At 62.8% G+C, this 13,488-nt stretch carries 11 protein-coding genes; 6 read left to right on the forward strand and 5 right to left on the reverse strand.

Annotated features, from left to right (window positions below):
* Window positions 1-250: hypothetical protein (locus GE027_RS22840; protein ID WP_162006721.1), on the forward strand; the 250-nt coding region annotated here is incomplete at its 5' end.
* Window positions 251-473: 223 nt separating this feature from the next.
* Here the strand turns inward: GE027_RS22840 and fliG are convergent.
* Both fliG and GE027_RS13610 read right to left on the reverse strand, forming a co-directional pair.
* Window positions 474-1,502, reverse strand: coding sequence for a flagellar motor switch protein FliG (gene fliG, locus GE027_RS13605; protein WP_153557754.1), 1,029 nt, complete (start codon window positions 1,500-1,502; stop codon window positions 474-476).
* Window positions 1,503-1,648: 146 nt separating this feature from the next.
* Window positions 1,649-2,164, reverse strand: a complete 516-nt coding sequence (locus GE027_RS13610) for a 6-pyruvoyl trahydropterin synthase family protein (RefSeq protein ID WP_153557755.1) — start codon at window positions 2,162-2,164, stop codon at window positions 1,649-1,651.
* A 432-nt stretch (window positions 2,165-2,596) separates the two neighbouring features.
* Between GE027_RS13610 and GE027_RS13615 the strand changes: the two genes are divergently transcribed.
* Both GE027_RS13615 and GE027_RS13620 read left to right on the forward strand, forming a co-directional pair.
* The gene (locus GE027_RS13615; protein WP_153557756.1) at window positions 2,597-3,817 is read left to right on the forward strand and encodes a site-2 protease family protein; all 1,221 of its coding nucleotides are present in this window, start codon (window positions 2,597-2,599) and stop codon (window positions 3,815-3,817) included.
* A 91-nt stretch (window positions 3,818-3,908) separates the two neighbouring features.
* Window positions 3,909-6,350, forward strand: coding sequence for a hypothetical protein (locus GE027_RS13620; RefSeq protein ID WP_153557757.1), 2,442 nt, complete (start codon window positions 3,909-3,911; stop codon window positions 6,348-6,350).
* A gap of 137 nt (window positions 6,351-6,487) precedes the next feature.
* On the opposite strand, the gene GE027_RS13625 is transcribed toward GE027_RS13620, so the two are convergent.
* The gene (locus tag GE027_RS13625) at window positions 6,488-8,569 is read right to left on the reverse strand and encodes an NAD(+) synthase (protein WP_153557758.1); all 2,082 of its coding nucleotides are present in this window, start codon (window positions 8,567-8,569) and stop codon (window positions 6,488-6,490) included.
* Window positions 8,570-8,690: 121 nt separating this feature from the next.
* Between GE027_RS13625 and GE027_RS13630 the strand changes: the two genes are divergently transcribed.
* The 3 genes from GE027_RS13630 to GE027_RS23110 all read left to right on the forward strand — a co-directional run bounded on the left by GE027_RS13630 (window position 8,691) and on the right by GE027_RS23110 (window position 11,401).
* The gene (locus GE027_RS13630; protein ID WP_162006722.1) at window positions 8,691-9,428 is read left to right on the forward strand and encodes an SOS response-associated peptidase; all 738 of its coding nucleotides are present in this window, start codon (window positions 8,691-8,693) and stop codon (window positions 9,426-9,428) included.
* An 87-nt stretch (window positions 9,429-9,515) separates the two neighbouring features.
* Window positions 9,516-10,517 carry a sugar phosphate isomerase/epimerase family protein gene (locus GE027_RS13635; protein WP_153557760.1) on the forward strand — a complete coding sequence of 334 codons (1,002 nt, stop codon included), beginning with the start codon at window positions 9,516-9,518 and terminating at the stop codon, window positions 10,515-10,517.
* A gap of 434 nt (window positions 10,518-10,951) precedes the next feature.
* Window positions 10,952-11,401, forward strand: coding sequence for a hypothetical protein (locus GE027_RS23110; protein WP_202617414.1), 450 nt, complete (start codon window positions 10,952-10,954; stop codon window positions 11,399-11,401).
* Window positions 11,402-11,558: 157 nt separating this feature from the next.
* On the opposite strand, the gene GE027_RS13645 is transcribed toward GE027_RS23110, so the two are convergent.
* Window positions 11,559-12,341, reverse strand: coding sequence for a SpoIIAA family protein (locus tag GE027_RS13645; RefSeq protein ID WP_162006723.1), 783 nt, complete (start codon window positions 12,339-12,341; stop codon window positions 11,559-11,561).
* Between the two features lie 202 nt (window positions 12,342-12,543).
* Window positions 12,544-13,344 carry a hypothetical protein gene (locus tag GE027_RS23115; RefSeq protein WP_153557762.1) on the reverse strand — a complete coding sequence of 267 codons (801 nt, stop codon included), beginning with the start codon at window positions 13,342-13,344 and terminating at the stop codon, window positions 12,544-12,546.
* Between the last annotated feature and the right edge of the window lie 144 nt (window positions 13,345-13,488).

Genomic DNA, 13,488 nt, shown 5'->3' on the forward strand with positions numbered 1-13,488 from the left:
ACGCATTGGCCGGGCGTACGCGCCGCAGGGCGAGTCGGCCGAGGCCGCGGTGGAAGAGCTCGACGCGACGCCAGCCGAAACGCTGTACGACGCCGCCGACGAACTGGCCGTGCTGGACGCTGGCGGTCGCGGGGAATCGAGCGGCCAGTCGTGGCCGGGTGAGGATGCGAGTGTCAGCCGTTCTTCGGAAGACGAAGCCAGTGAGCAAGAGCTGGATGACACGCTTACGCTGCTGGCCGCCGCGAGGTAGGCGGGGGAGTGGGGGGCTTTCACAGGCTGGAAGCCCATGCCACTGGTTTTCACAGGCTGGAAGCCTATGCCACTGCTTTCACAGGCTGGAAGCCTATGCCACTGCTTTCACAGGCTGGAAGCCTATGCCACTGGTTTCACAGGCTGGAAGCCTATGCCACTGGTTTTCACAGGCTGGAAGCCTATGCCACTGGTTTTCACAGGCTGGAAGCCTATGCCACTGGTTAGGTGACGTAGGCTTCTTCCTCTTCGCCGGTGGGGCGGGAGATTTCGCCGGAGTCTTCCAGGTGGCGGACGATGTCGACGATCTTTTGCTGGACCGCTTCGACTTCGGAAACGCGGACGCTGCCGAGGTAGCCGATCTCTTCTTTCAGGTTGTCGGCCGCGCGGCTGCTCATGTTCCGCATCACCTTTTCCTGCAGGGCTTGGCTGGCGCCTTTGAGGGCCATGGCCCACTGCGAGGTTTCGACGTTCTTCAGCAGGGACTGGATGTCCCGATCACCCAGTTTGACGACGTCTTCGAAGACGAACATCAGTCGGCGGATGCCGTCGGACAGTTCGGGGTCTTCTTCGTTCAAGGCTTCCATGACGTTGCGTTCGATCGAACGCTCGGAGACGTTCAAGATCTCGGCCACGCTTTCCGCCCCGCCCACACTGCTCTGCTTCTGGCTGACCATCGTGCTGAGCCGTTGTTCGAGGCCGCGTTCCAGCTCGTCGACGGCTTCGGGGCTGGTGCGGCCCATCGAAGCGATGCGGCGGATCACTTCCAGTTGCTTGTCCGGCGGCAATCCCGCTAACAGTTCCGCTCCATACGCCCCCCCACAGTGGCTCATCAACAGTGCGATCGTCTGCGGGTGTTCCTCGTGGATGAACTGCAGCAGGGTTTGGGGATCGACCTTCTTGAGAAACCCAAAGGGCATCGCATCGATGGTCTGCTGGAGGTTGCCCAGCAGGTCGCTGGCGTCTTTACCGAGCGCCGCCTTGATCAGCTCTTTGGCGCGTTCCAAACCGCCTTCGCTGGCATAGACCGAACTGGCCTTGCTGGTCAGGAACTCGGCCATCACGACTTCTTGCTCGTCGCCGCCGACCGATTCCATTTGCGCGATCTTGATGCTGATCGCTTCGATATGGCGCTGCGGCAGTTTGCCCAGCACGGCGGCCGCGGCGGTGGTCGGCAGCGTCATCATCAGGATGGCGGCTTTGCGCAGGCCATCCTCATCCAAGGTTGCCAGATCGTTCGACACGCTCGCCATGGGCCACCACCGTCAATATCAGTCCGCCGAGAAGGTTCCGCTTCGGATTGTTAGTATCGGATGGGGTGGCTGCGATCGATAAGCGTTGCGGGCCGCGGCAGGCAGGACGCCCTCCGGAAGGTTGCGAGTCGTAGCGGCTGGACGGGTTATTGCGGCGAGGCGGACCAAGGCAAGCGGCAGACGCCCCACTGGCCGTGGTTTTCGTCGACCGCCACTTCGATCCAGGTGAGCGCCTCGCCAAAGGCCTCTCGGGTTTGCTCGCGTACCCGTTCGGCCAATACGCGAGCCAGTTCCTCGGCCGTGGTGTTCACGACCGGCAACAGGATGCAGTCCTCGTTGGGAAAAACCCAGCGGCGCTCGCGAAACGTCGCGGTGGTTTCCTTGTCGTCGCTGTGGACCTTGATTTCCGCATGGTCGGTGGGAAGCAGCACGTGGTGATCCCACTGGGTGGTTTCTCGTAGAACCGCATCGCGCAGCGCGATAAAGTCGACCACATAGCGATTCTCGTCCAAGGGGCCCTCGACGGCCACCCGAACACCATAGTTGTGGCCATGCAGCCGTTCGCAGATGTCGCCGGCAAAGGTGATGAAGTGAGCGGCGGAGAAAACAAACGTCTCTTTGCTGACATCGACCCGAAAGGTGGGGCCGGAGGAAGCGGACATCGCGATGATCCTTGGTTTATTCTAAATCTCGTGCTTCGCCGCACGCCGAACCACCCGGCGCACGCCGTACTCGTACTCGATCCCGCATCGTACACGGTCTACGATTGCGTCACGACCAGGCCCGAGCATCGCGTGCCGGTGATCGCCGCGACCACCACAGGCGGAGCGACCGGCCCAGGCGCCGCGACCACCACAGACGCAGCGACCGGTACAGGCGGTGCGACCGGTACAGGCGGTGCGACCGGCAGAGGCGGTGCGGTGGGTCGATGGGCCGCTAGAATGGATTGGCAAAGTGCCGCCCCGCTGAAAGCGGTAGGGCTCGGGGGCGATACCAGGCAGTATACCTGTGTTCCGATATTCCTGTGTTCCGGCATCCCTGTGTTCCGGCGTTGATGGTCCCCTGTTACGAATCCCCCCACTTTGGGTCTGCTTGTGCTCAGTCGTCGTTTGCCGCTCGGTACCTATTTCGGTATCGGCCTGTATGTCCACTGGACGTTCTCGTTGCTGTTGTTGGCCATTGCGGTCGAGCGTTTTAACAGCGGACACGGCTGGCCTCAGGTCCTGGCGATGTTGGCCGTGGTGCTGACGATGTACTTCTGTGTCACGCTGCACGAGTACGGCCATGCGTTGATGGCTCGAAGGTTCGGCGTCGGGACGCGCGACATCACGCTGCTGCCGATCGGCGGCGTGGCCCGCCTGGAACAGATGCCGCGGGTGCCCTGGCAGGAGTTATTGATTGCCGTGGCCGGACCGGCGGTCAACGTGGTGATCGCCGGCGTCCTGGCGGCCGTGGTGATCGCGACCAGTTTGCTGTGGGATGGCTTTTTGCAACGGGCTTGGCGTGGGATGGCGGAGTTGGATTCGGGGGGCATCACCGGTCCGGGTTTCTTGATGGTCATCCTGATTTCGAATGTTGCTCTGGTGCTGTTCAATATGATCCCGGCCTTTCCCATGGACGGCGGTCGCGTGCTGCGCAGTGTTCTGGCGATGGTGGTGGATTATCGCCGGGCCACCTGGTGGGCGTCTCGCATCGGCTTGGGCTGTGCCCTCTTGATGGCCAGTTTTGCTTGGATCAATTCGTTCTATGTGATGTTGTTGATCGCCGGTTTTGTGGCCTGGGCAGGCATGGTGGAAGCCAAGCAGGTGAATATTACGGAATCGGTGCGGGGGCTGCGGGTCGCCGACGCGATGATCGCGATGGACAGCCACAGCGTCCCGGTTTCGGCAACGGATTCGCTGGACGAATTGTCCCAGCGGTGGCACGGGGAACCGCTCCGCGTGTTGCCGGTGGTGGATTCCGGCGGCTTTTTGGTGGGCGTCGTTCACCTGCGTGATGCGGCTTCCGCGGCCAGCGAGGGCGGCGGCGATCAACTGGTCGCCTCGATCGTCCGCCAGGACTTGCCCACGGTGCATCCCGACCAGGAGGTCGAAAGCGTGCTGACCCAGCCACCGCCGGGGCGGGTGCGGCAATTGCCCGTGGTTTCCTACGCCGGATTGTTTCTGGGGATCTTGGACCTGGATAGTCTGCTCGAGCGAGCCGCGTTGGCTCGTCAGCGAGCGGCTGCCGCGGCGGCTCCGGGACAGCCGCCGGAGCCCTCCGATCCCCTGCCGGCAACGCACCGCGGCGACGACGGGACGCTGTTCTCGACATGAGTCTCCGCCGGACCGGCCGAATTTTTTCAAAAAGTTGCACGGAAAGCCGGCGCGGTTGGCACTATTGAAGGGTAGAGGAGAACCACGAACCATGCGATTGACCCTGCGAACCCTGTTGGCGCTGCGAAACAAGACGCTCAGCGCCCAAGACGAAGCGGTGCTGAGCGAGAAAGTCCGCGAGAGCAGCTACGCCCAGCAATTACTTGAATCGATTGCCGAAGTCGTCCGCAACGCTCGGCTGTCGGCTCTGCCCCCGTCGGCGACCGGTCCGACCGACGATCCGAACGTGATGGCCGAGTATTTGGACAGCACGCTGCCGCCGGAACAGGCTGCCGAGGTCGATCGGACGTGCCTCGAGTCGCCGCTGCATCTGGGCGAAGCGGCCGGTGCCCACGAGGTCCTGACCTTGGTGCTGGGCAAGCCGGCCGAGGTGCCGAGCGAGCTGCGCGATCGCGTCTACGAGATCCGTAACCACATCGCGGAAACGCAGGAGGCGGCGGGCGGAACGGCCGCCCTGCACGGGGCCGTCCCGCCCGGGGCGGACGGTGCAGCCGGCGCCCGGGAGCCGACCCTGGAACCGACGAAGGTCAAACCCGTCAGCCTGAATGATTCGGGGGCCTTTCAGGCGGCCACCCGTCTGCGGCCCCGCGAGTCCACGCGGCTGGAAACCGGCGACGAGATGTCCCCGTCGGCCGATGTGCTCCTGGCTCGCCGAGGACAATTAAATGCGGCCGAAGCCAGCGAGATCTTTGGCGACCGCTTGCGTACCTCGCGGATCGTGCCGTGGTTGGTCAGCTTGGCATTGTTGGCGGTGTTCCTGTTCGTGTTGAAACAAGCTTTCGGACCGCTGCTGGGAGACCGCGGCACCGTCGCCACCTTGACGGAGGATCCGGACCCGCAACCCCGCATCGAAGAACCCGCCAGCACCGACGAACCGGTCGAATCCGACGAACCGGTCGACGCGGTACCGAGAACCGCCGGCGATGCGACGAATCCCACGCCGCCTGAGTTGCCTCCGCCGACTGCGGCCCAGACAAACGACTCGCCGACCTCATCCAATCCTGGCCCATCCAATCCTGGCCCGTCCAATCCGGCACCAGCCAGCCCCAACCCGTCCAGCCCAGACGCCGCGAATCCGAACCCGACGAGGAACCCGAGCGACACCGCGGCCGCCGATGCGATGGAGACGCCCAGCCCAGGCGACGCCTCACCGTCGGTCGAGAGCAACCCTCAGGACGACCTGCCGGTGGTGGAGGAAGTTACCGATGGTTCGAGCGGCGGTGATCGCGCCAACGACGTCGACGGTTCGATGACTGCCGAGGAACCCGATGCGCCGGTCGCGGACGCCGGCGTCACGCCGGCCTCCGACTCCGCTTCTCCGGTCGTCACCACGGCCGCTTCGAATGCTCTGTTGATCGCGCTGCCGAGGGGCGCCGAGCAGTGGCAGCGGCTGGGCAACGAGACCGCGGTGGCGGTGGGCACGACCCTGATCACGCCGCCCGGGTTCCGGAACCAGGTCGTCGCCGGCGATCGCTATGAGTTGACTGCGATCGGACCGACCATGCTGCAGATCGGTTTGGCCGGTGATCAAGGGGAACTGAATGTGCAGGGCGGCCGCGTGGTGATCGTTGCTCGGCAGCCCGACTTAACTCTGTCGATTCGGTTTGGCTCGCGATTGGCCGAAGTCCATATTCCCGAAGCCGGCGGGACATTGGCCGTGCACGTCGATGCGTTCCGGTCTCCGGGAACCGATCCCACCATCGCCGAGAACCGCGTGCTGGTGACCCGGGCGCTGGCCGTCGAGGGACCGCTGGACTGGCGGCTCGGCGAGGCGGCCGCCGAGTCGCTGGAGACCGATCAACAGTGGACCCTGATCGGCGATGGCGACGCGGACATCACGACGATGGACGAGCAACCGGACTGGATCGAGCGGGCGGCCGAGAGCGCGATCGAAACGTCGGCCCGCGAGACCCTGGTTTCGCTGTTGGCCGAAGACCAACCCATCGCGATGGTCCTGCGCGGGGCGCTGTCGTTTCGCCGCGCCGAAGTGGCCGCTCTGGCCGCACGGACGCTGTTGCAGATGGGACACGCCGACGTCTACTTCGGCACCGAAGGCGTCCTCAACGACCCCAAACAAAAATCCTATTGGTCGGAGCACGTCCTGGCGCTCAAGTCGCGAATCGACCACAGTCCGGCGGCGGCCGAGGATGTTCTGAACGACGCGCTGGCCATGGACCCGGCCAATGCCCAGACCCTGTTCCGCTTGCTGTGGGATTATTCACCCGAACAGCTGCAGGCCGGCGATGACGCGTCCCTGGTCGCTTTGTTGGACAGTCCTCACATGGCCGTCCGTGTGTTGGCGATCGAAGCCTTGCGGCGGATCACCGGGACGACCCTGTTCTATAAACCGGATCAGGACGTGGCCACGCGGCGCAAGAACGACATCAAGAAGTGGGAGGCGCGGCTGCGGCGCGAAGACATTCGCTGGCAGACCGTCCCAATCGCCGGCGAAACCAGTGGCATAGGCTTCTAGCCTGTGAGCAGTGGCATAGGCTTCCAGCCTGTGAAAGCAGTGGCATAGGCTTCCAGCCTGTGAAAGCAGTAGCCGTAGCCGTAGCCGCCAGACTTTCGGGCTTTTCTCCTTTTCGATCCAATCTCTGGCGAGATCGGCTACCCCTTCCACGGGCCGCGGTCGGCGTCGCTGGGCATCCGCCAATCGCCGCGCGGTGACAGGCTGACCGAGCCGACTTTGGGGCCGTCGGGAACGCAGCTGCGTTTGAACTGGTTGGCAAAGAACCGCCGGTAAAACGTCTCCAGCGTCTTTTCGATCTGCTCCGCCGGATAGGCCTGTGAGAACTGGGCATGGCGAGCCAGGAAGAGGATCTTCTCGGGCGTGAAGCCGTTGCGGACGACGTGGTAGAGGAAGAAGTCGTGCAGCTCGTACGGCCCGAGCGTGTCTTCGGTTTCCTGGCGGATTGTACCGTCCTCGGCCGGTGGCAGCAGCTCCGGCGAGATCGGCGTGTCGGCAATCGCATGGAGCAGTTCGCCATCGCGACCCTGGAAATAATGGTCCGCGGCGTACCGCACCAGGAACCGCACCAGCGTCTTCGGGATCGAGGTATTGACGTTGTACATCGACATGTGGTCGCCGTTGTACGTGCTCCACCCGAGCGCCTGTTCGGACAGGTCGCCCGTGCCCAGGACGAATCCGCGGCTCATCAACAAGAACGTCCGCAGCCGGGCTTGAACGTTTTCAAACACCAGGTCGCCCTCTCCCGCATCGGTTTGCACCAGTCGCTGTTGCAGGGTCGCAGCGTCCATTCCCTCGGTCAAGGCGATGCCCAGCGGGGCGTGATCGAGCGACCGAAAGGCTTGCAGCGACAACTCGCGGATGTCGATGCGTTCGCTGGAAATGCCCAGTACCCGCATCAGTTCCGTGGCGTTGCTTTCGGTGCTCGCGGTCGTTCCGAAGCCGGGCATCGTGACGCCGTGGATGCGACTGCGAGGCCAGTCGTACTGGTCGCAGGCTTTGACCGCCACCAACAACGCCAAGGTGCTGTCCAGGCCGCCCGAGACGCCGATCACCAAAGGCGAGGAAGCCGACAAGCGGCTGACGCGTTTGGCCAACGCCGCCGTTTGAATCTCAAAAATCTCCGCGCAGCGCGCCGCCAAGCCGCTGGGGTCCGAGGGCACGAAGGGCTGGGCAATCACACGCCGTAGCGGCGGGCGATCCGGCGAGCGATGGTCGGAAACGCGGGAGCCGCTCGAAGGGGTCGCCGTGTCAGACTCGCTGGAGGAAGCAGACGATTGCCGGCCGGTGTCCGGAGCTTTGACATCGATGAAGCGGAATGGATGCGGCAACAACCGTCGTCCATCATCGAACGATCCGATCACCTGACGATCGTGCTGCAGCCGTTGCAGGTCGATGTCGGCCATCGCATGGGTCGCGCCTTGCCAGGGCAATTCGCCGTCGCCGACCCGCCGTGACTGGTCCAGCAACTGGCCGTTTTCGGCGATCATGCAGTGGCCCCCGAAGACCAGGTCCGTGGTCGATTCGGTGGGTCCGCTGCTGGCGTACACGTAACCCGCGATGCAGCGACCCGACTGGCTGACCACCAGATCGCGGCGCCACTGGGCTTTGCCAACCACTTCGTTGCTGGCTGAAAGATTCAGCAGCACGTTCGCTCCGGCCACCGCTTGAAAACTGCTCGGCGGCAGCGGCGTCCACAGGTCTTCGCAAATCTCCATGCCGATGACCGCTTCGCCGTACCGCAGCAGCAGGTCCGTGCCGTAGGGGACTTGTTGGCCGGCGATGGTTACCACCGGGCCATCACCGGCGTCCCCGGCACGAAACCAACGCCCTTCGTAGAACTCTTTGTAGGTGGGCAAGAATTGTTTCGGTACCGCGGCGATCAGGCGGCCGCGGTGCATTGCAATCGCCGCATTCATCAACGAGGTTTCCGCTCGCAGTGGCATTCCCACGACCACCAATTGGTCACTGCTGGCGGTTTGTTCGGCCAGCCGCAACAGTTGTTCCTCGGCGGCGTCCAGCAGCGGCAACTGGGCGAATAAGTCGGCGCAGGTGTAGCCGGTCAGGCCCAGTTCCGGCAGCAGGATCAAGTCGGCTTCGCCCAGCGGCGCGATCGCTTCGAGGATGGAATCGACGTTCTGCCGCGGATCGCCCACGGCCACCTCCGGTGAGACGGCGGCGACGCGAAACAGGCCATGCGGAGGAAATGTCTGGTCGTTCAAAGTAAGTCACGGAAAAAGCGTTGGTCGAAAGAGCCACAGCTTGATTCTAACGTTCGGTCAACTCAGAATCAGGGGCGACTCGGAAACGAGCCGGGCAGCTCATCATCATATTTTTTCAAGCATGATCCTCGGGAGCGTGGCCAGCGTGTGCGGACGATTTAATTTGCGAACCGACGCAGCCAGTTTGGTGCAGATGTTTCTGCCTGCGCTCGATGCGTCCGACGTTCCACCGCTGGAGCCTCGCTACAACATCGCGCCCACGCAGTCGGTCGCGGCGATCACGGGCGGCGATCGACAAGACCGCAGCTTGCGATTCTTTCGCTGGGGACTGGTTCCGCCCTGGGCCGACAGCCTCACCATCGGCAACCGGATGATCAACGCTCGCAGCGAAACGGTGGCCGAGAAGCGATCCTTTCAAAAACCCTTTGCAGCGCGGCGTTGTTTAATTCCGGCAAGCGGCTACTACGAGTGGCTGAAGCTCGAAGACGGCGGCAAGCAACCGATTCATATCCACCGCCCCGATGACGGATTGCTGGCGATGGCCGGATTGTGGGAAGAGAACCGCAAGGCCGACCCCGAGGGCAAGCCCGTGTTTACTTGCACGATCCTGACCACGCCGGCCAACAAGCAAACCGCCGAGATTCACGACCGTATGCCGGTGTTCGTGAAACCCAACGATCTGGATGCGTGGCTGGACGACGACAGCCCGACCGATCGCTTGCTGGAGTTGTGTCGGCCGCTGGAAGGCGTGGAGCTTGAGTGCACGCCGGTCAGCACCAAAGTCAATCGGCCAGGGTACGATGGACCGGAGTGTCTGGACGAAGTCCGACTGTCCACCCAACCAGATTTGTTCGAATAGCCATAGTAGCACGGCCGTCCCGGCCGTGAGCGGCTCTCGGCTGGGACAGCCGAGCTACTATGTTTCCCTTTGCCATTGAGTTCCACTATGAGTCATGCTTTCTGTTCTCCCGCTTCCCGTTCTGCCTTGTCCCGCCGCGGCTTTGTCGCTGCCGCGGCTGCAGCTGCAACCTCCGCGGCCTGGACCACCGGATCGCTTCGCGGCCAAGACGCTCAAGACAACCCGGCCGATACGGCTCAGGCACCGCGGCTGACCCGGCGGCCCAATCCGATTGCCGTGTCGACGTATTCCTACTGGCGGTACCGTGACGACAGCAAGTTGACGATCGAAGAATGCGTGGACTTGGCCGCCGAGACCGGGTTCGACGCCGTAGAAATTTTACATGTGCAGATGCAAGACCAGTCCAACGCGACGCTGCAGCGGATCAAGCAGCGGGCGTTTCGTGCCGGGATGGATCTGTGCGGATTGTCGACGCATCAGACCTTCGTCTCGCCGGACCCGGAAGTGCGGCAGAAGAATGTCCAGCACACGATCGACTGCATCGAATTGGCTTATGCGCTTGGCATCCCCACGATTCGCGTCAACACCGGTCGCTGGGGCACGTCTCGCTCGTTCGATCACTTGATGGAAAACAAAGGCATCGAACCGCGACTGGAAGGCTACACCGACGACGACGGTTTTGGTTGGGTGCGCGAAGGTTTGGAGAAGTGCTTGCCGGCGGCCGAGAAATGCGGCGTCGTGTTGGGGCTGGAAAACCACTGGGGACTGGGACGCACGGCCGACGGAGTGCTGCGCGTGTTGCGGGAGGTGGATTCGCCGTGGTTGCGGGCCACGCTGGACACCGGCAACTTTTTGGAAAACCAGTACGCACAGTACCGGCAGATGGCGCCGGAGACCGTGTACGTGCAGGCCAAGACCTACTACGGCGGCGGCACCTGGTACACGCTGGACATCGACTACGATCGAGTGGCCAAGATCCTGCGCAAAGTCGACTACCGCGGCTACATCTCGCTGGAGTTCGAAGGCAAAGAGGACCACCGCACGGCGATTCCGAAAAGCTTGGCGATGCTCCGCGAGGCGTTCGCCTAAGCAGCACAGGCTTTGGAGTTTATGAGCCGTTTAGGCGATAGCTTCGGTTTCGTCACCACAGAACCGGGGCCTTCGCCCAAACGGCTCACATAAGCAATGCGTTTTCGAATAATTCGACAGGCCGTGACACCGCCGGCAAGGGCTGTGCCGCCCTTCGGGCTAATGAAGCGGCACAGGCTTCGGGGCCTATGAGCCGTTTGTCAGCGAAGCGAAAACGGTGCCTTGAGGTATTCGATCAGACTGCGCCGCGCGGGCGGGCCGTCGAGGATTTCGTCGATCTCTTCATCACTCATCGTTCCATCCTGGTCGTTGTCGATCCGTTCGAACTGAACGTCCTGGTCCAGGTCGACGTCGTCCGGTGTGGGCTCGGCAGGGGGGCGCGTCCGGGTCGCGGTGGGGTCTTCGAGGTCGAAGTATTCTCCCGAGTCCGCTCGGTGACCGAAACCAACATGATATTCATGATGCCGACGCCACCGACCAACAGCGAGATGCCCGCGATCGAGGACAACATCAGGGTCAGCGTGCCGGTGATGTTTCCCAGGGTTGCGGCAATCTCTGTCGTATCCTGTACGCTGAAATCCGGTTCTTCTGTCGGGCCAATGCGGTGGCGTTCGCTGCTGGACCTCGTCGTTGAAGTCCACGTTCAATTCGACAATCGGACCCGACACGAACGAACCGATCGAGACCGACAGCACGGGGTGAATCGTCCCGGTGGAATTGACATAGCGGGTGATATCGCCCGACTGGATCTGAGCGGTTTCTCAGCTGACTTTGTTGCGCTGTTGCCAATAATTCACCGCCGGGCGGTAAATGGCCACGCTTGCAACGCCTACGGCGGCGAAGATGAGAGTGAATTTAAGGATGGCTTTGATCCTGCTAGCTGAAACCTGTGTTCTTCTATCTTACTAAGCACGTCGCAACATTTGATTCGGCTTTACTCTCCCTCTGGGAGAGTCGGGCTCTTAGGCCCGACCCTCCCGCTGCGCGGGAGGGTGTTGTCGCGGGGTTTCACTGAAAGATTCATGCCGACGTGCTTATGTATCAGAACGTACGCAGCCACTGCCAAGCTTCGTCCTCTTGTTCGCTAGCAAACGTTTTCATTTCGATTCCAACCAACGGATCGAACGTTTTGACCAGGCTGGCCATCCAATCACCCCCGCCGACAATGGCGTATCGCCGCAATTTTTTTATGGCCGCCATCTTCATGGACAGGACCGAGCCTTTCAGGATGATCGAGGGGTCAAAACCACTGAAGTGATCCAAGCGGACCAGCAAATCGAACTTGCCTTCCCGGTCGAGCTGTTTGCGGAGTGGTACGAGGGCAATCTCGACGTCTTCGCGACGCAGGTGGCCGCGATACTCGAACGCCAGCAGGTCCTCGCGATCGGTGGGGAGCTGGACGATGGAGGGTTCCCTGGCCGGTTCGGCGGTCGGCTGCTGGTCCTGAGCGGCGAATTCAATGGCTTCCGCCTTGACGCCCTCGGCGGCTGGGTCAAAGACCCGAATCTCGGTCGTGATCAGCAGCGGTCCGAACCATCGCATCACGGCGTTGTACCACTGCTTGTCGGACAGCACGGCGATACGCGGGATGCGACGCATTTTCGGCAACAGGCTGAGTTCCGCCTTGGCATCTGCCCACAAGGCATCACCACTCATGTCGGACCAATCGGTTACGTCCACGACGATGCCGATCCGGTCGTGCTGCTCCAGTGCCGTGTCGATCTGATGTTTGAAGGTTTTGACATCGTCGACGGTCAGTAGCCCGATCAATTTGATCTGGACCACATTTGCCGCCGCGGCATCGATCACGATTTGGATACTCATCGGTTCTCTCCTGAAACGGCCCGGGAATGGAAGGGCACGAGAAAGCTCAGCGGTACCGCTCGGGCAGCTATCTTCATTATGGAACGCCTTCAAGCCGTTCGGGCTTCTGAGCATTCGGGAGCCGGTTGCGCAGCAAACAAGCCCCTGCCGCGCGACGAGCGCGGCAGAGGCTTGAGAGCGAAGCAGTACGGCGGTGGGGGGGTTAGCCGCGGCTGAACTGCAGGCCGTTGTCCTTGGCACTGTCCAGTTTGAAGGTGAAGGCGTTGTTGCCGCTCATCGTCAGCCGGCCGCTGAGCTGTTGGTTGTCCTGGCGGATCAAGGTCAGCTCGCCGCCGTCGACTCGGAAGCGGCCGGCGAACTGGCTGGACTGGCCCTTCTGGTTGCGAGCACTCCAGACAAACGATCCGTCCTTCTCGAGTTGCAGCGAGATCGAGGCCTTGTTGGGCAGCGTTGCGGTCCAGGTGCCGACGTGCGCCGGGGCCGAAGTCGCCGGAGCCGGCCGAAACTCGGGCATGCCGGTGGACTCGCTGGGCGTTTGCTGGGCCGGTTTCGATGGCGTCGTGCCGAGCAACATCTGCAGGGCGTTCTGACGCGCCGATGATCCGCTGTTGGCGGTCGGCGACGGCTGCTGTTGCTGCTGTTGCGGCTGCTGTTGCGGCTGCTGTTGCGGCTGCTGTTGCGGCTGCTGTTGCGGCTGTTGCTGCGGGCGGGGCGTGCCTGCCGGGGTGGGCTGGCTGGGCTGGGGGGCGAAGCGTGGTTGCGGGCTGGGCGCCGGCGCGAAGCTGGGCTGCGAGAACGCCGGTTGGGCGTATCGCGAGGGGGCGTAGGAGCTGTAGCCACCGCTGGGGTAGCTGCGGGCCGGAGCGGCGGAGTAGCCGCCACGGAAACCGCCGCGGTATCCGCCGCCTCCGCGGCCGCCACAGGCTACGGCGGGCGTGACGCTGGTGGCCACGGTGCTGACGGTCAGGGCGGAAGCGACGAACAATTTGTGCAGGCGTTTCATGGCAGGGTTCCCAAAACAGTTGGAAGCGGGGGGGCGAAGTCAGTGAAGGCCCCGGTGCTGGCCTTCTAAGATTGCAAGCGGAGCCGCCGCGGAAGCGTTACCGAAAAAAACAAAAAACGGCTTCGAACTTTCGTGCTCGATCCG

The organism is Roseimaritima sediminicola, assembly GCF_009618275.1.
In the GTDB taxonomy this organism is placed as follows: Bacteria; Planctomycetota; Planctomycetia; order Pirellulales; family Pirellulaceae; genus Roseimaritima; species Roseimaritima sediminicola.

Bases quoted from the DNA above. Each gene is read 5' to 3' on its own strand.
- fliG (WP_153557754.1), bottom strand. From the start codon at position 1,502: ATGGCGAGCGTGTCGAACGATCTGGCAACCTTGGATGAGGATGGCCTG.
- GE027_RS13610 (WP_153557755.1), bottom strand. From the start codon at position 2,164: ATGTCCGCTTCCTCCGGCCCCACCTTTCGGGTCGATGTCAGCAAAGAG.
- GE027_RS13620 (WP_153557757.1), top strand. From the start codon at position 3,909: ATGCGATTGACCCTGCGAACCCTGTTGGCGCTGCGAAACAAGACGCTC.
- GE027_RS13630 (WP_162006722.1), top strand. From the start codon at position 8,691: ATGATCCTCGGGAGCGTGGCCAGCGTGTGCGGACGATTTAATTTGCGA.
- GE027_RS13635 (WP_153557760.1), top strand. From the start codon at position 9,516: ATGAGTCATGCTTTCTGTTCTCCCGCTTCCCGTTCTGCCTTGTCCCGC.
- GE027_RS13645 (WP_162006723.1), bottom strand. From the start codon at position 12,341: ATGAGTATCCAAATCGTGATCGATGCCGCGGCGGCAAATGTGGTCCAG.
- GE027_RS23115 (WP_153557762.1), bottom strand. From the start codon at position 13,344: ATGAAACGCCTGCACAAATTGTTCGTCGCTTCCGCCCTGACCGTCAGC.